This is a genomic window from Pseudomonas alloputida, from assembly GCF_021283545.2.
Lineage (GTDB): Bacteria > Pseudomonadota > Gammaproteobacteria > Pseudomonadales > Pseudomonadaceae > Aquipseudomonas > Aquipseudomonas alloputida.
Genome location: NZ_CP128540.1, coordinates 3,923,649 through 3,938,710 on the forward strand (window position 1 = coordinate 3,923,649; position 15,062 = coordinate 3,938,710).

The 15,062-nt window shown below is 63.5% G+C and carries 17 protein-coding genes; 8 read left to right on the top strand and 9 right to left on the bottom strand.

The window, feature by feature from the left end:
• The first annotated feature begins 111 nt into the window (after window positions 1-111).
• Window positions 112-666 carry a WYL domain-containing transcriptional regulator gene (locus tag LU682_RS17925; protein ID WP_010953471.1) on the top strand — a complete coding sequence of 185 codons (555 nt, stop codon included), beginning with the start codon at window positions 112-114 and terminating at the stop codon, window positions 664-666.
• An 11-nt stretch (window positions 667-677) separates the two neighbouring features.
• Here the strand turns inward: LU682_RS17925 and LU682_RS17930 are convergent, their stop codons facing one another.
• The 4 genes from LU682_RS17930 to LU682_RS17945 form a co-directional block, all read right to left on the bottom strand.
• Window positions 678-1,454 carry an SDR family oxidoreductase gene (locus LU682_RS17930; protein WP_010953470.1) on the bottom strand — a complete coding sequence of 259 codons (777 nt, stop codon included), beginning with the start codon at window positions 1,452-1,454 and terminating at the stop codon, window positions 678-680.
• Between the two features lie 168 nt (window positions 1,455-1,622).
• A complete protein-coding gene (locus LU682_RS17935) occupies window positions 1,623-2,549 on the bottom strand; it encodes a LysR family transcriptional regulator (RefSeq protein WP_010953469.1) in 927 nt (308 codons plus the stop codon).
• A gap of 126 nt (window positions 2,550-2,675) precedes the next feature.
• Window positions 2,676-3,398, bottom strand: a complete 723-nt coding sequence (locus LU682_RS17940; RefSeq protein ID WP_010953468.1) for a hypothetical protein — start codon at window positions 3,396-3,398, stop codon at window positions 2,676-2,678.
• A gap of 79 nt (window positions 3,399-3,477) precedes the next feature.
• Window positions 3,478-3,780 (bottom strand): DUF3077 domain-containing protein, encoded by a 303-nt coding sequence (locus LU682_RS17945; protein ID WP_003250754.1) that lies wholly within the window; start codon window positions 3,778-3,780, stop codon window positions 3,478-3,480.
• Between the two features lie 198 nt (window positions 3,781-3,978).
• On the opposite strand from LU682_RS17945, the gene LU682_RS17950 reads away from it, so the two are divergent.
• Entirely contained in the window at window positions 3,979-4,602 is a 624-nt protein-coding gene (locus tag LU682_RS17950) for a glutathione S-transferase family protein (protein WP_010953466.1), read from the top strand.
• Window positions 4,603-4,655: 53 nt separating this feature from the next.
• Here LU682_RS17950 and LU682_RS17955 read toward each other — a convergent pair whose 3' ends face one another.
• Window positions 4,656-5,831, bottom strand: a complete 1,176-nt coding sequence (locus LU682_RS17955; protein WP_010953465.1) for an MFS transporter — start codon at window positions 5,829-5,831, stop codon at window positions 4,656-4,658.
• Between the two features lie 94 nt (window positions 5,832-5,925).
• On the opposite strand from LU682_RS17955, the gene LU682_RS17960 reads away from it, so the two are divergent.
• Complete coding sequence (locus LU682_RS17960) at window positions 5,926-6,825, top strand: LysR family transcriptional regulator (protein WP_060489578.1); 900 nt, start codon at window positions 5,926-5,928, stop codon at window positions 6,823-6,825.
• 159 nt (window positions 6,826-6,984) lie between these two features.
• Window positions 6,985-7,980 (top strand): D-2-hydroxyacid dehydrogenase family protein, encoded by a 996-nt coding sequence (locus LU682_RS17965; protein WP_010953463.1) that lies wholly within the window; start codon window positions 6,985-6,987, stop codon window positions 7,978-7,980.
• Between the two features lie 7 nt (window positions 7,981-7,987).
• Here the strand turns inward: LU682_RS17965 and LU682_RS17970 are convergent, their stop codons facing one another.
• Window positions 7,988-8,473 (bottom strand): hypothetical protein, encoded by a 486-nt coding sequence (locus LU682_RS17970; protein ID WP_049587164.1) that lies wholly within the window; start codon window positions 8,471-8,473, stop codon window positions 7,988-7,990.
• 142 nt (window positions 8,474-8,615) lie between these two features.
• Between LU682_RS17970 and LU682_RS17975 the strand changes: the two genes are divergently transcribed.
• Window positions 8,616-9,611 (top strand): 5'-nucleotidase, encoded by a 996-nt coding sequence (locus LU682_RS17975; RefSeq protein WP_010953461.1) that lies wholly within the window; start codon window positions 8,616-8,618, stop codon window positions 9,609-9,611.
• A 114-nt stretch (window positions 9,612-9,725) separates the two neighbouring features.
• Here LU682_RS17975 and LU682_RS17980 read toward each other — a convergent pair whose 3' ends face one another.
• Complete coding sequence (locus LU682_RS17980; RefSeq protein ID WP_004575389.1) at window positions 9,726-9,884, bottom strand: hypothetical protein; 159 nt, start codon at window positions 9,882-9,884, stop codon at window positions 9,726-9,728.
• A 223-nt stretch (window positions 9,885-10,107) separates the two neighbouring features.
• Between LU682_RS17980 and LU682_RS17985 the strand changes: the two genes are divergently transcribed.
• Window positions 10,108-11,385 carry a bifunctional O-acetylhomoserine aminocarboxypropyltransferase/cysteine synthase gene (locus LU682_RS17985; protein WP_010953458.1) on the top strand — a complete coding sequence of 426 codons (1,278 nt, stop codon included), beginning with the start codon at window positions 10,108-10,110 and terminating at the stop codon, window positions 11,383-11,385.
• 64 nt (window positions 11,386-11,449) lie between these two features.
• The gene (locus LU682_RS17990) at window positions 11,450-12,214 is read left to right on the top strand and encodes a hypothetical protein (protein ID WP_049587162.1); all 765 of its coding nucleotides are present in this window, start codon (window positions 11,450-11,452) and stop codon (window positions 12,212-12,214) included.
• Between the two features lie 81 nt (window positions 12,215-12,295).
• Here the strand turns inward: LU682_RS17990 and LU682_RS17995 are convergent, their stop codons facing one another.
• Complete coding sequence (locus tag LU682_RS17995; protein WP_010953456.1) at window positions 12,296-12,769, bottom strand: anti-virulence regulator CigR family protein; 474 nt, start codon at window positions 12,767-12,769, stop codon at window positions 12,296-12,298.
• A gap of 146 nt (window positions 12,770-12,915) precedes the next feature.
• Here LU682_RS17995 and LU682_RS18000 point away from each other — a divergent pair, with 146 nt between their 5' ends.
• Window positions 12,916-14,079, top strand: coding sequence for an AAA family ATPase (locus LU682_RS18000; protein ID WP_010953455.1), 1,164 nt, complete (start codon window positions 12,916-12,918; stop codon window positions 14,077-14,079).
• Between the two features lie 31 nt (window positions 14,080-14,110).
• Here the strand turns inward: LU682_RS18000 and LU682_RS18005 are convergent, their stop codons facing one another.
• Window positions 14,111-14,767, bottom strand: a complete 657-nt coding sequence (locus tag LU682_RS18005; RefSeq protein ID WP_010953454.1) for an HD domain-containing protein — start codon at window positions 14,765-14,767, stop codon at window positions 14,111-14,113.
• Between the last annotated feature and the right edge of the window lie 295 nt (window positions 14,768-15,062).

The following is a 15,062-nucleotide window of genomic DNA, read 5'->3' on the forward strand; positions in this document are numbered from 1 at the left end:
GCCAAGGGCGCGTGCGAGAACTTGGATCCCATTCCGGGAAAAGGTATGCTGAGCAATAGCTAAACGCCACTATCCGGACGGGCTTCGTGCCTGCCCTCAAGGACGAGCCCTTTGCCCAGCCACCCGACCCGCCACACCATCGCCCGCCAGTGGCAACTGCTCAAGTTGCTGCCCGGCCGCCACCCGGGAATGAGCTCCACCCAGTTGCAGGCTGCCCTGACAACCGTGGGCCATACCACCAGCAAACGCACCGTCGAGCGCGACCTGGTCGAGCTCGCCGCACTGTTCCCGCTTCAGTGCAACAGTAAAGGCATGCCTTATGGCTGGTACTGGCAACCGGGCTTGAGCCTGGGCGAAGCGCAGCAGCTGCAACCCGACGCACTTACCCCACCGACACACGTCGTACTTTATGCCTGGGTCGATGACGCGCTGGCCCGCCGCCTGGAGCAATCCCCCCTGTCCGTCGATATGCAACTGACGCCGCAGGCTAGTGGCGGCGCCGCGCTGGTGGCCACCGTCGACGACAACCGCGCGCTGATGGGCTGGCTGCTGTCCCAGGCGGGGTCGATCCGCATCCAGGCGCCGCAGGCGCTGCGCGCGGCCATGATTGAACAATTGCGCCAGAGCCTGGCGCTGCATGAGGGCGAAGGCGACTGCAAGCAATAGCGCCAACGGCGTCAGTAGGTTCCGGGGTACGCCCCGCCATCGATCAGCAGGTTCTGCCCGGTGATGTACCCGGCATGCGCGCTGCACAGAAATGCGCAATACGCGCCAAACTCTGCGGCATCGCCAAAACGCGACGCCGGAATTGCCTTGCGCCGCGCCTGGGCAGTGACTTCCACATCACCACCCGCAGCCTTCAAGGTCTTTTGCAGGCGCGCCGTGTCGAACGCCCCAGGCAACAGGTTGTTGAGTGTCACATTGCAGCCCGCCAGACGCTGCTGCCGGGCCAGGCCGGCAATGAATCCGGTCAGGCCACTGCGGGCACCGTTGGATAAACCCAGCATGTCGATCGGTGCCTTCACCGCGCCGGAAGTGATATTCACCACCCGGCCAAAACCACGCTCGGCCATGCCATCTACCACCGCCTTGATCAGCTCGATGGGCGTGAGCATGTTGGCGTCCAGCGCCTTCAGCCAGTCATCACGCCCCCAATCACGGAAGTCCCCCGGTGGCGGGCCACCGGCGTTGTTGACCAGAATGTCGACCTGCGGGCAGGCCGCCAACAGCGCCTGGCGCACCTTGGGATCGGCAACATCGCCTGCCACGGTATGGACCTCGATTCCCGGGCAGGCCCTGCGCAACTCGCTGGCGGTCTGCTCCAGAGTGGCTTGGGTACGGGCATTGATGACCAGGTTGACGCCTTCTTTGCCCAGCGCTTCGGCGCAGCCTTTGCCAAGGCCTTGGCTGGCCGCGCAGACGATGGCCCAGCGGCCGGTGATGCCTAGATCCATTGGTTTGCTCCTTGATGCAATCAGGGTGACAGGGGTGACTGACAGGCGCTGCCGGGGCAATCTAGAGGACGGGACAGGGCCACCGATAATGAAAAGAACTGATCCACCGATAACCGCCGCTTATCCCTGCCAGCGCTTCGGCAACGGACTGGAAATCAATGGGGACCGTCACACTTCACCCGCCGTCAGTTCCTCCACCAGCAATCGTGCCGCAGGCGATAACGGCGCCGCGACCCGGTGCACGATGCCGAACGGCTCGCTCAGCGCCCGGAGCGGCACCGCCAGCGACACCAGCAACCCGCGCTGCTCGGCAAAGGCCGCCACCGCACGGGGAATGACTGCCACCAACGTCGGGTCATCTTCAAGCAGCATGAAGGTGGCGAAGGTGGAAAAGGTCTCCAGTGGATACCGTGACACCTCCACCCCCGCCTCGCTCAACTCGCGTTCTAGCGCTTGGCGCATGGGCATGTTGGCCGGATAAACCACCCAGCGATAATGGCTAAGGTCGCTGATCTTGAGTGCCGCCGCCCCGGCCAGCGGATGCTGCGGATGCGCGACCACCGCCAACGGCTCCTGGGTCAGTTCGACAAAGCCATATTCCGCCGCGTTACGGCCCAGCCCTGGCCGGCAGATGGCCAGGTCCAGGCGCCCTTCGTCCAGCTGGGCGAGCAGGTTGGCGCTGGTATTCTCGGCGATTTCCACTGCCAGCTGCGGCTGTTTGCGGCGCAAGCGCCCGAGGGCGCTGACCAGTGTGGGCATAGCCCCCATGATACTGCCCACCGCCAGCCGCCCGCCCTGGCCTTGGACGATGCCCAACACTTCTTCGCGCAGATGCCCCAGGTCGCTGTGGATCAGCCGCGCGTAGCGCACCACGCAGCGGCCCACGTCGTTGGCAACCAGGCCGCTGGGCATTCGCTGGAACAACGGTACGCCCAGCACCTCCTCGACCTCGCGCAGGGCCTTGGTGGCACCGGGCTGGGAAATGGCCATGGCTTCAGCTGCCTTATGCAGCGAGCCACAGCGGTCCAGCTCGATCAGCAAGCGCAACTGGCGAAGGCGCAGGCGAGAAAAAATGGCGTCCAGAGAAGGGATCATCAGGCAGGCTCGGCAGGGGTTTCGTCATGCCGAGCACTATAGAGCGTCGTCTGCGGGGGCGTGTTGAGTTTTGCGCAAATGACCCTTGATTGCAGAACGAATGCACGCACCTTTCTGCAGGCTGTTTTACCGCGGCGCACGACGTGCCAGGCAGGCATAGGCCAAGGCCAGTACACTGGCCGCCAGTATGCCAAGCAGTATCATCAGCTCACGGCTGTAACGGGCTACCATGGCCGGAAAACCGATGACCTCGCGGTACACCTGCACATGGGCCTCACCGTCAGCGTGGCTGATACTGACCCCGCCATGGCGGATCTGCGAGTAGTCGGCATCGAAATACACCCACACCTTGCAGGTGCCACCTGGCTCGATGGCAGGGATATCAACCTGGGCGATGGCGGTTTCCAGCAGCGTGTCGTTGCCGGCAGCATCGCGCACCTGCACCAGGCCCTTGGCTGGCAGGCGGATTTTCACCTGCCGGACCTGCGCATCACCACTGTTGTGCAGTTCGATCAGCAGGCCGGTACGGTGGTCCACCAGCCCGGCCTCGAAAGGCTTGGCGAACAGCTGGGCATAAGGAGCCTGCGCCATTTCGATGAGCCGCTCGACCTGATCATGGGCCAGCTGGCCTTGAACGATACCGTTGATTCGCCCCTGCAACTGCTCGTACTTGAGCTGCTCGCTGGCCTTGCTGATCCGCTCGCTGAACTGGCTGGGGTAAGTGAGGTAGGCATAGGTCAGTGACGCCTCAAGGCGCGGATTGCCCCTGAGCAACGCGTAGGCGGCCAACAGGACCATCAGGCCGATCAGCACGGCGACGAGAAGCTTCCCCACCTTGTCCCAGCTCAATGCATGTTTCCTTCTGTCGTGTTACAGACGATTAAAACCGCCCAAGGGTGCCAAGTTCGCGCCCCCCAGGCAAGCCTGGCTAGGCTTCGCCCCCGCCTTCGCGCGCCTGACGTATCTGCAGCAGCTGGCCGTCGATCAGTGACTTGGCCATCCCGGCCAGGTAGTACGTGGCCTTCATCATCACCTGGCGGTCGTCAGGCCTGTCGATGGCCTTGCGGGTGATCTCGGTGATGCAGCCCATGATGCCCGAAGCTTCCATCAGTGCGGTGCGTATTGGCAGTTGCGGTTTCATTTGCACCAGTTCGGCATCGCTGTTGCCAAAGCGGCTCGCGGCTTGCACGACATAGGGCTTGCTGCTGTTTTTCGGGGTTTCGCTGTCCATGTCCATTCCTCAAGGTTAGGCGCTTGCCGAGGCTAGGCCGCTTACTACCCCATTACAACGACAAAGGGGTGGAAAGGGTCACTTTAGGAAATGGACTACAAGAACCCAGCACAGGGAGCGCCGAGCCACCGCTCAGCCCCTTGACCCGCCCCCGGGCAGTGGCGGACGATCAACCTCCCCCACACAAGGACGAACACCATGCTGCGGATACTGGGAAGAGCCTCTTCCATCAATGTGCGAAAAGTCCTATGGGCCTGCGCCGAATTCGAGATCGCGTTCGAGCGCGAAGACTGGGGTTCTGGCTTCAAGGCCACTGACAGCACCGAGTTCCTCGCGCTGAACCCCAACGCCATGATTCCGGTGATCCAGGACGGCGACTTCACCTTGTGGGAATCCAATAGCATCATCCGTTACCTGGCCAGCCGCTACGGCGCCACCGCGTTCTATCCCGGCGAGGCCCAGGCGCGGGCGCGGATCGACCAGTGGATCGACTGGCAGGCCTCGGACCTGAACCGCTCATGGAGCTACGCGTTCATGTCGCTGGTCAGGCATTCGCCCGCTCACCAGGACCCGCAAGCACTGGCTGCCGGTTGTGCCGAGTGGTCACGCTACATGCGCATCCTCGACCGCCAGCTGGCCAGCACCGGTGCCTATGTGGCCGGCAGCCAGTTCACCCTGGCCGACATCCCGATCGGCCTGTCAGTCAACCGCTGGTTCGAAACGCCGTTCGAGCACCCGCACCTGCCCGCGGTGCGCGATTATTACGAGCGCCTGAGCGAGCGCCCTGCCTATCACTTGCATGGCCGAAACGGTACCCCATAGTACCCGCAAGGAAGTGTATCGAGGGGCGCAAGGCGCCCCAAGGTTCAGGCCTGCTACAGCGCAACCTGCCCCCCTGCTACCACCCCTCGCCCACGCCAGGCAAACAGCAGCACCAGTACCAGCCCCAGGGCAGCCATCGCAGCCCCCGCCAGGGAAATTGCCGGGTAGCCCAGCCCCGCATTGATCACTGCGCCGCCCAGCGCCGCACCGATCGCATTGCCCAGGTTGAACGCGCCAATGTTCACCGCAGAGGCCAGGTTGGGGGCATCCTTGGCCGCTTCCATGACCCGCATTTGCAGCGGCGGCACCAGGGCAAAGCTGGCCGCACCCCAGACCAGGATCGCCAAGGCGGTCGGCAGCGGCCAGTCCAGTACCAGCGGAAACACCAGCAGCACGGCAATCAGCCCAGCCAGTGACAGGATCAGAGTGCGATCGATCGAGCGGTCCGCCGCCTTGCCACCCCACACGTTGCCCAAGGTCAGGCCGACACCGAACAGCACCAGCATGGCCGTCACGAAGGGGGTGGACGCCGCCGCTTCATGCTGCAGGATCGGCGCAATGTAGGTGAACACCGTGAACATGGCGCTGGAGCCCACCACGGTCAGCAACAAGGCCGCCAGTACCGGCCTGCGGCCCAGCACACGGATCTCGGCCATGGCACCCTCGCCCTTGGGCGACGCAACATTGGGCAGTGCGTACCAGAGTGTGGTCATCGCCACCAGGCCAAGCCCGGCAATACCCCAGAACGCCGTGCGCCAACCCAGCATTTCACCCAACCAGGTCGCCAACGGCACGCCGCCGATGGTGGCCAGGGTCAAACCCATGAACATTGCAGCCACGGCCCCGGCGCGCTTCTCGGGCGGCACCACACTGGCCGCGACGATCGAGCCGATGCCAAAGAAGGCGCCGTGGTTGAGTGAAGTGACCACGCGGGCCACCAGCAGGCTGGCGTAGTCGCTGGCCAGGGCCGACATCAGGTTGCCCAAGGTGAAAATGGCCATCAGCCCGATCAACAGGTAACGGCGCGGGATCTTCACCGTGGCCAGGGTCATCAGCGGCGCGCCGATCAGCACGCCGATGGCATAGGCACTGACCAGCAGCCCCGCAGCAGGAATGGAAACACCGAGGTCGGTAGCGATACTGGGCAACATGCCCATGGGGGCAAACTCTGTAACGCCGATGCCGAAGGCACCGATGGCGAGTGCGACAAGCGGTGGATTGATACGCATGGCAAGCTCCTTATCTATGCCGCAAATGCTACGATCCGTTTAAAACGCGCACTAGACTGCATTTTTGCGAACCACCTTTGCTTGAGAGGCACAAATGGACTTCAGTGGCAGATCCGGCGAGATGGAGATTTTTGCCAAGGTGGCGCAAGCGGGCAGCCTGTCTGCTGCCGCCCGAGCGCTAGGCCTGACGCCCTCGGCGGTCAGCCGCATTCTCGCCCGCACCGAACAGCGCCTGGGTACCCGCCTGCTGCTGCGCACGACCCGGGCGCTCACCCTTACCCCCGAGGGAGAGGCCTACCTGCGCGGTGCACGGCGGGTGCTGGCGGACATGCTCGAAGTGGAAGAAGCCATCACTGACCAAGGCGTGCCACGCGGGCGCTTGCGGGTCAGCGCTGCGCTGGGCCATGCCCGGTTGACCGTAGTGCCGCTGCTGGCGGCCTTCAGCGCACGCTACCCGCAAGTGCTGGTTGACCTGACCCTCAGCGACGAGGTGGCCGATATACTCGGCGGCCAGGCCGACGTGGCGCTGCGCTTCGGTCACCTGCCGGACAGCTCGTTGAGCGCGCGCGCCATTGGCGAGACCGGCCAGGTAGTGGTGGCCTCGCCAGAATACCTGCAACGCTACGGTACCCCGCTTGAACCTGAAGACCTTGCCAGGCACAACTGCCTGCGCTTCAACTTCCGCCGCGCGATGCCTGACTGGCCGTTTCACCGCGACGGGCATACATTCTCACTGAAGGTGAAAGGGAATATCGAATGCAGCAGTGGTGAGGCGCTGGCGCAGCTGGCCAGGCTGGGCGCCGGCGTGGCGCGTATCGGCACCTTTACCGTGGCCGATGACCTGGCCAACGGGCAACTGGTGCCGTTGCTGGAGGCTTACAACCCGGGTGATCGGGAACCGATTCATGCGGTGTTCGTCGGCGGCCCGGCGATGCCGGCACGGGTGCGGGTGTTTGTGGATTTTCTGGTGGAGCAGCTATCTGGTGGCCAGTAGGGGCGGCCTCGTGTCGCGACAGGGCCGCCAACGCATGGCGGTTGCATCACTGGGCGGCAGAGCCGGTGCTGATGTGCAGCGACTGCAGCCTGATCTGACACCGATTCCCCCCGTTAGGTTATCTTCGACGCTTCACTGTACCGCCCGGGCCAGACCACCATGCGCATTGTCATTCCCGACGACTACCAAAATGTAATCCGTACCCTCGATTGCTTCGGCAAGCTGAGCGGGCATGCTGTCAGCGTCCTTCATGAGCTCCCGCCTGCCACGCTGGAACAACTTGCCGCAAGTTTTGCCGATGCCGATGCCCTGGTACTCACCCGCGAACGCACACGCATCGACGCCGCCTTGCTCGACCGCCTGCCCAACCTCAAGCTGATCAGCCAGACCGGCAAGGTGTCCAGCCACCTTGACCTGGCTGCCTGCACCGCGCGCGGCATTGCCGTGACCGAGGGGCGCGGATCGCCGGTAGCGCCTGCCGAACTGGCCTGGGCGCTGATCCTCAATGCCCGCCGGCAATTGGTGCCGGCCATCGATGCCTTCCGCCAAGGCCAATGGCAGGTCAACCTGGGCCAGGCGCTGGCCGGGCAGACGCTGGGCATCTGGGGCTATGGCAAGATCGGCCAGCGCCTGGCGCGTTATGCACAGGCCTTCGACATGCCCGTGCTGGTGTGGGGCAGCGACAACAGCCGCGCCGCAGCCAAAGCCGATGGGCACGCTGCTGCCGCCTCGCGTGAGGCGTTTTTTGCCGAGGCGGATATTGTCAGCCTGAACCTGCGCCTTTCGGATCAGACACGCCATGGGGTGACCTTCGACGACCTGTCCCACATGAAGCCCGACGCCTTGCTGGTGAACGTCAGCCGCGCGGAACTGATCGCACCAGGCGCATTACTGCAGGCATTGGATGCCGGGCGGCCGGGCTACGCGGCGGTGGATGTTTATGAGGAAGAGCCGTTACTCGACCCGGCCCATCCACTGCTGCGCCACCCACGTGTACTCAGTACGCCCCACCTGGGGTATGTGGAGAAGAGCGGCTACGAGCTGTACTTCGGTGACGCCTTCGACAATGTGCTGGCGTTTTTCGACGGGGTGCCGAAGAACGTCGCCAACCCGCAAGCTTTGGCACTTCAACGCTTGAACCCAGTGCGGCCTTGAGGTTGCACTACCCAAGCAGGTGCAGCCCCAGCGTAAACACAGCCACGGCCAAGGCGACCAACGACACTCCATGACGTTCCAGGTACGCGGGCCAACCGGCTGCTGACTGCGCGACGCATTTACATTGGCGCTCAGCCAGGCCGGTCAAGCGCGCCTCCACACTGTCCACACGGTCTGCCTGGGTGCTCGCTGCCAGCGCGAGCTTCTTCAGCGCCGTTGTCACCGTGATGGACAGCCTCTCCCGAGCCTGATTGCTGGCGGCCAGTTGCTGCTGGCACTGCTCAAGGTGCTTGCGAATCGCCCCTTCCTTCTGCACACGGGCCAGGGTAGTTGCCACGAGCTTTTTGTTCAGCGCCTCGATACTGGCCTGCAGTGCTTCGTGCTCGGTGGCCTGCTGGGCCGACGCGTCTGCCTCAAGGTGGCTTTCGTGCATCGTGTTCCCATTCGCCTCGGCAAGCGGAGTCAGGGTGCCGTGTTCATGTAGCTGGTTCATCAATCACTGTCCGGATACTGCGGTAAGGGGCGAGAAGCTATCAAAATGACACTACCGGATCCACTGATCAGTCGCGCAATTGACGGCTTTCGTCACAACGTGCGCGTACACTTGCCTTCATGCCACTCGCAGGAGCCGCTGCATGCCTTACCCCATTGAAGAAAAACTGGTCATCGGCGTTGCCTCGAGTGCGCTGTTCGACCTCTCCGTTTCCGATGACATCTACCAGACACAAGGTGTCGAGGCTTACCGCCAGCACCAGGAACAGAACCTGGACGAGCCGTTCCCCAGGGGGGTGGCGCTCCCGTTCATTCGCCGCTTCCTGAGCATCAACAAGGCGTTCCCCGACCAGTTGCCGGTGGAAGTGGTGCTGCTCTCGCGCAACTCACCGGAAACCGGCCTGCGGGTGTTCCGCTCCATCAGCCACTATCAGCTGGACATCACCCGCGCGGCATTCATGTCGGGCCGCTCGCCCTACGAATACATCCCGGCGTTCAATGCCTCGCTGTTTCTCAGCGCCAACGAGGAAGATGTGCAAAAGGCCATCGACGCCAACTATCCTGCCGGGCGTGTACTGCCTACGCGCATCTACGATGATGAAATCGACACTGAGCTGCGGGTGGCCTTCGACTTCGATGGCGTGATTGCCGACGACGAGGCAGAGAGTGTTTACAAGCGCAACGACAACCTGGACGACTTTCAGGAACACGAGCGCATGCACAAGAGCACCCCGCATTCGCCGGGGCCACTGGCAGACCTTTACCGCAAACTATCGCGGATACGCATGCTGGAGGACCGCAAGCTGGCCGAGGACCCGACGTACCAGCGGATTCTGCGCATTGCCATCGTCACGGCGCGCAACGCGCCTTCGCATGAGCGGGTGGTGACGACCTTGAAGGATTGGGGCGTATCCCCGGATGAGTGCTTTTTTCTAGGCGGCATGGATAAGCCCAGGGTGTTGTCGATATTGAAGCCGCATGTGTTTTTCGACGACCAGCGCACGCACCTGCAATCGCCAGCGGGAAACCTGCCGATGGTGCATGTACCGTTTGGGGTGGCGAACAGAGTGCGCTCGCCTCAGGCACCCGACGTGAAGCAGGATCAACTGCCGATCAGCGCATCATCCTGCATGCCCTAAGGCGCAAACACCGGCGCTGTGCCACGCGCGGTTCGGGCGACCAATGTGCATGCGCCCGTGCCGGGTACGCGCTTGCAACCCGGCCGAGAGGGCGCGGTCCATCGCGGGGTCAGCTTAGCGCGGGCCGCCACCCTGATGGCCACCAAAACCACCGCCGTGGCCACCCCCACCATGACCACCGCCACCTCCCGGCGGCATGAACATCCAGCAACCCGACAAGGCGGATACCAGCGCCGCCACCAAGGCTGCGCGCAAAAGGTTTTTCGACTTCATTGAAACGCTCCACAAGGCTAGATCTGCTGCCTGCCTTAGCTGATTGGGCAGCGGCAGGATTCTAGAGCTGCGGTGTGATGGCACAGGGAAACTTTGCATATCTTTACTGTCAACCCAGTGGCTGCAAACGCCATGCAGGGACCGCCAGAATGATCCTCCTTGACCCATGCCCACTCGCCGCCGCATGCTCGAACGCTTCCACCCACGCTCAAGGAACGATTGCATGAAGCTGGAAACGCTTGCCATCCATGCGGGCTTCAGCCCCGACCCGACCACCAAGGCGGTGGCCGTACCGATCTACCAGACCACCTCCTTCGCCTTCGACGACACCCAGCACGGCGCCGACCTGTTTGACCTGAAGGTTGCCGGCAACATCTATTCGCGCATCATGAACCCCACCAACGACGTGCTCGAGCAGCGCATGGCCGCCCTGGAAGGCGGGGTTGGCGCGCTGGCCGTAGCCTCGGGCATGGCGGCTATCACCTACGCCATCCAGACCGTCGCCGAAGCCGGCGACAATATCGTCTCGGTGGCCAAGCTGTACGGCGGCACCTACAACCTGCTGGCGCACACCCTGCCACGCATGGGTATCCACACCCGCTTCGCGGCCCATGACGATATCGCCGCCCTCGAAGCGCTGATCGATGCGCGTACCAAAGCGGTATTCTGCGAGTCCATCGGCAACCCCGCCGGCAATATCGTTGATATCGCTGCGCTGGCCGAGGCCGCCCACCGCCACGGGGTGCCGCTGATCGTCGACAACACCGTGGCCACCCCGGTGCTGTGCCGGCCGTTCGAGCACGGCGCCGATATCGTCGTGCACTCGCTGACCAAGTACATCGGCGGTCACGGCACCAGCATCGGCGGCATCGTCATCGACTCCGGCAAATTCCCCTGGGCCGAAAACAAGGAACGCTTCGCCCTGCTCAACACCCCCGACCCGTCCTACCACGGCGTCACCTACACCGAAGCTTTCGGGCCTGCCGCCTTCATCGGCCGCTGCCGTGTGGTGCCCTTGCGCAACACCGGCGCCGCGCTGTCGCCGTTCAACGCCTTCCTGATCCTGCAAGGCCTGGAAACCCTGGCCCTGCGCATGGAGCGCCATACCGAGAACGCGCTAAAGGTCGCCCATTACCTGCAAGCCCACGAGCAAGTGGCCTGGGTGAAGTTCGCCGGGCTGCCCGACCACCCCGAACATGCACTGGCCCAGCGCTACACCGGCGGCAAGCCGGCATCGATCCTGTCGTTCGGCATCAAGGGTGGCCAGGCGGCTGGCGCGCGTTTCATCGACGCGTTGCAGTTGGTGGTACGCCTGGTGAACATCGGCGACGCCAAGTCACTGGCCTGTCACCCCGCTTCCACTACCCACCGTCAGCTCAACGACGACGAACTGGAGAAGGCCGGTGTGCCACGGGACATGGTGCGCCTGTCGATCGGCATCGAACACAGTGACGACATCATCGCCGACCTGGCCCAGGCCTTGGAGGCCAGCCGCGGCTGATTCACCCGCGCCCTACCCAATGTCGAAGGCGGGCGCACCTTCATCAAGCCTGGATGCACCCGCAATGACCCTGTTTTACCTGAAACTGACCATCACCCCCCTGCTGATGTGGGCCATCTCCCTCGCCTCCCGGCGCTGGGGCGGCCTGTTAGGCGGATTGCTGTCCGGCCTGCCGATCACCTCGGCGCTGGTGATGACCTTCCTGTGCCTGGAACAGGGCACGGCCTTCGCCCTGGGCGCATTGCCCGGCGCACTGGGCGGCCTGGCGGCGGTGCAGGCCACCTACACCGTCTACCTGCTGGCCACACGCACACTCGGCATCGCCGTGGCCGTACTGCTGGCGTTGCTGTTCTATGGCCTGGCCGCCTATGCCTTCACCCACTGGGGCAGCCTGTATCTGTCGATTGCAGTGGCGTTGGTGCTGATTGGCATGCTGATCCGCGCCAGCGGCCGCGAGCCCAAACCTGATACCTTGGCCCGCCCCCGGCACCGGCACTGGGAAATCCCGTTGCGCATGGTATCTGCCACTTCCCTGCTGATGATCACCACCAGCCTGGCCAGTTGGCTGGGCCCGGCGACCAGCGGGATGCTGGCGCCGATTCCGGTGATTGCCTGGCCGCTGGTAGTGTTCGCCCATGTGCAGGGCGGGCGAGCCGGGATGGCAGCGATGGTGCGGGGGAATGCGATCGGCGCGGTGGGGGTGATTGCGTTCTATCTGGTATTGGCAGGGCTGCTGGAAACGTGGGGCGTTGGCGTGACCATCGGGCTGGCCATGCTGTGCGCTGTGGTGCTGACCCTTGGGCTGGCCGCGGTGTTACGGCAGCGTTGATAGGCCGTTGGGCTGCTGCGCAGCCCATCGCAGGCACGCCAGCGCCTGCAGGGACCGAGCGGACTGCTCGCACCTGCGGCCTTAGTCGAATGCCCCGTTCAACACCTCATAGATGATCCCGGTCGCCACGGCGACCAGAATCAGGTCTGCGCCCGCTTGCATCCACTCATACCCGTCGTAGTGAGGCAGCTGCCCCAACAGACGACCATCCAGCTTCTTGGCGATACCAGGTGGCAGGGGCTTGCCGCGGGCCAGGTTCTTCTGAATGCCTGGAGGCAATGCCGGGCCCGGGCTCCAGTAGCTGCGGTGGCCACCGAGGATGCCCAGTACATCGCCACGGTCGATGGACGGGCCGCCGTGCCAGTCATTGCCGCCGGCGCTCTGCTTGTGGCCGCCCGAATTGCCCTGGCCCTGGGCGTGCGGCGCCTGGCCCTTGCCGTGCCCCTGACCTTGGCCCTGGCCTTTGCCATTACCCGGGTCGGCGAGCACCGGACCAGAGGCCAAGGCCACCGCCAATGAGGTGACAACGGCTGTCATGATTGGTGATCTGGCCATGTGAGCATCCTTTGCGCGAGAGGTTGCCCCACACTATAGACGGTGCGCACGCCTGCTTCACTTGCAGCAGCCTCAGCAGGGATGGCTGACAAGGCAGGCACGCTTCGGCCACAATCGGTCGCCTGGTCCACGCTGGGAAGCACTGCATGCTCACTACCCTTGCCATCGGCAACTACCGCTCGATCAACCACCTGGTGCTGCCGCTGAGCCAACTCAACCTGGTGACCGGTGCCAACGGCAGCGGCAAATCCAACCTGTACAAGGCGCTGCGCCTGCTGGCCGAAACCGCACAGGGCGGTGTGGTCGAAGCCCTCGCCCGTGAAGGCGGGCTGGATTCGACCTGGTGGGCTGGCCCAGAAACCAGCGCACGAATGCGGCGCGGCGAAGTGCCCATCCAAGGCCAGCATCCGAGCGAAGTCAGGCGCCTGCGCCTGGGCTTTGCCACCGAAGACCTCGGTTTTGCCATCACCCTCGGCCTGCCAATTCCCCTGCCGTATCCGAGCGCGTTCATGCTCGACCCTGAAATAAAGTGCGAGGCCATCTGGGGCGCTGGCGCCTATCGCCCCTCTTCCTTGCTGGTCGAGCGCAAGAATGCCCTGGTGCGGGCCCGCGAGGGCAACCGCTGGGCAGTGCTCGATCAGCATGCTGACAGCGGCGAGAGCTTTTTCAACATCGTCGGCCGGCCACGCCAGGCACCGGAGATCGGTGACCTGCGCGCGTTCATCAACAGCTGGCGGTTTTACGATCACTTCCGGATTGACCGTGACGCGCCTTGCCGTCAACCCCAACTGGGCACTCGCTCGCCGGTGCTGCATCACGACGGGCGCAACCTGGCCTCGGCGTTGCAGACCATTATCGAAATTGGCGATGTGGAGGATCTGGAGGAAGCGCTGAATGACGCGTTTCCCGGCAGCCGTCTGGAGATCAATGCGCCACCTGGCGGGCTGTTCAGTGTACGGCTGCACCAGCACGGTCTTTTGCGCCCGCTCGAGGGTGCTGAATTGTCGGACGGCACCCTGCGTTATCTTCTGCTGATGGCCGCCCTGCTCACACCACGGCCGCCATCGCTGATGGTGTTGAACGAACCGGAAACCAGTCTGCACGCGGACCTGCTCCCGGCCTTGGCGCGGCTGATCATTCGTGCATCACGCCGTAGCCAGGTTTGGGTGGTATCGCACAGTGCGCCATTAATCAACGCGCTGGCAGCCTGTGACGGGTGCAATGTGCTAGAGCTGGAAAAAATACAAGGGCAAACCCAGCTGCGGGGGGTTGGGTTGCTGGATGAGCCGCTGTGGCGTTGGGCTGACTGAGCTCAAGCACGACGGTACAAGCCCGGCATGACTAACCTGCCCCGGTAATCTCGTCCATGAACTGGGTAAGAAAGGTTTCAAGCCGGGTATGACGCTCGGCAGCAAGGCGCGCCCCTTCTTGGGTTTTAAAGCCCGAGGCGAGCTTGAGCAGTTTGGTCTGGAAGTGCTCGATGGCATACGCCCCGTCCTGGTACGCCCTCTGCTGCGCGAAAGGATTCTCGAAGTCATAGAGCGCCGACCCCATTCGCCCGGCGACGTAAAAACACCGGGCAATACCCACCGCGCCTATGGCGTCAAGCCGGTCACTGTCCTGAAGGATGCAGGCCTCACGTGTCAGCGGTTCGAACCCCGCCGAGTAACTGTGTGTTTTGATCGCATGCACTACCTGCTCAACACGCCCACTCGGCCAGCCCATCTCAGCAAGGACTGATGCAGCCTTGTTCGCCGACAACGTCGAGGCCTGCCCACGTAACGGCGAATGCTTTTCCACCGCCACACAGTCGTGCAGCACCGTCGCCGCAAGCAAGATTTCAAGGTCGCCACCCTCCACCCGCTGGATCCGGTGCGCATTGACCCACACACGATGAATATGGGCCAAGTCGTGGGAGCCATCATTCTGGTCAGACGGCAGATACTTCAGCAAGTCAGTGGCAAGGCACTGATAAGGAGCAAACGCTTCGCGGGTCATCTTCGGTAGGTTCCATTTCCGGTGAATGCGCGGGTTCACGGGCGCCGTCCGGACACTGCCTGGGCAAGTACAGAGAGCCTGCATGTCGGTTTCAACGCCTGTACAGCACTGGCAGGAGCAGCCTTGTGTGCGATGGGGATGTTACTGCCAAGGCATGTCTTCAGCCTATGGGGTGCTGGGGTGAGACATCACCGACAGCACCTTGCTGACAGCAGGTGCGAGATATCAGAAAATGGACAACGCCGGATACCCGCTGGTATGGCAGCCCACGCAGCGCCACGGCCACGTTGGTATA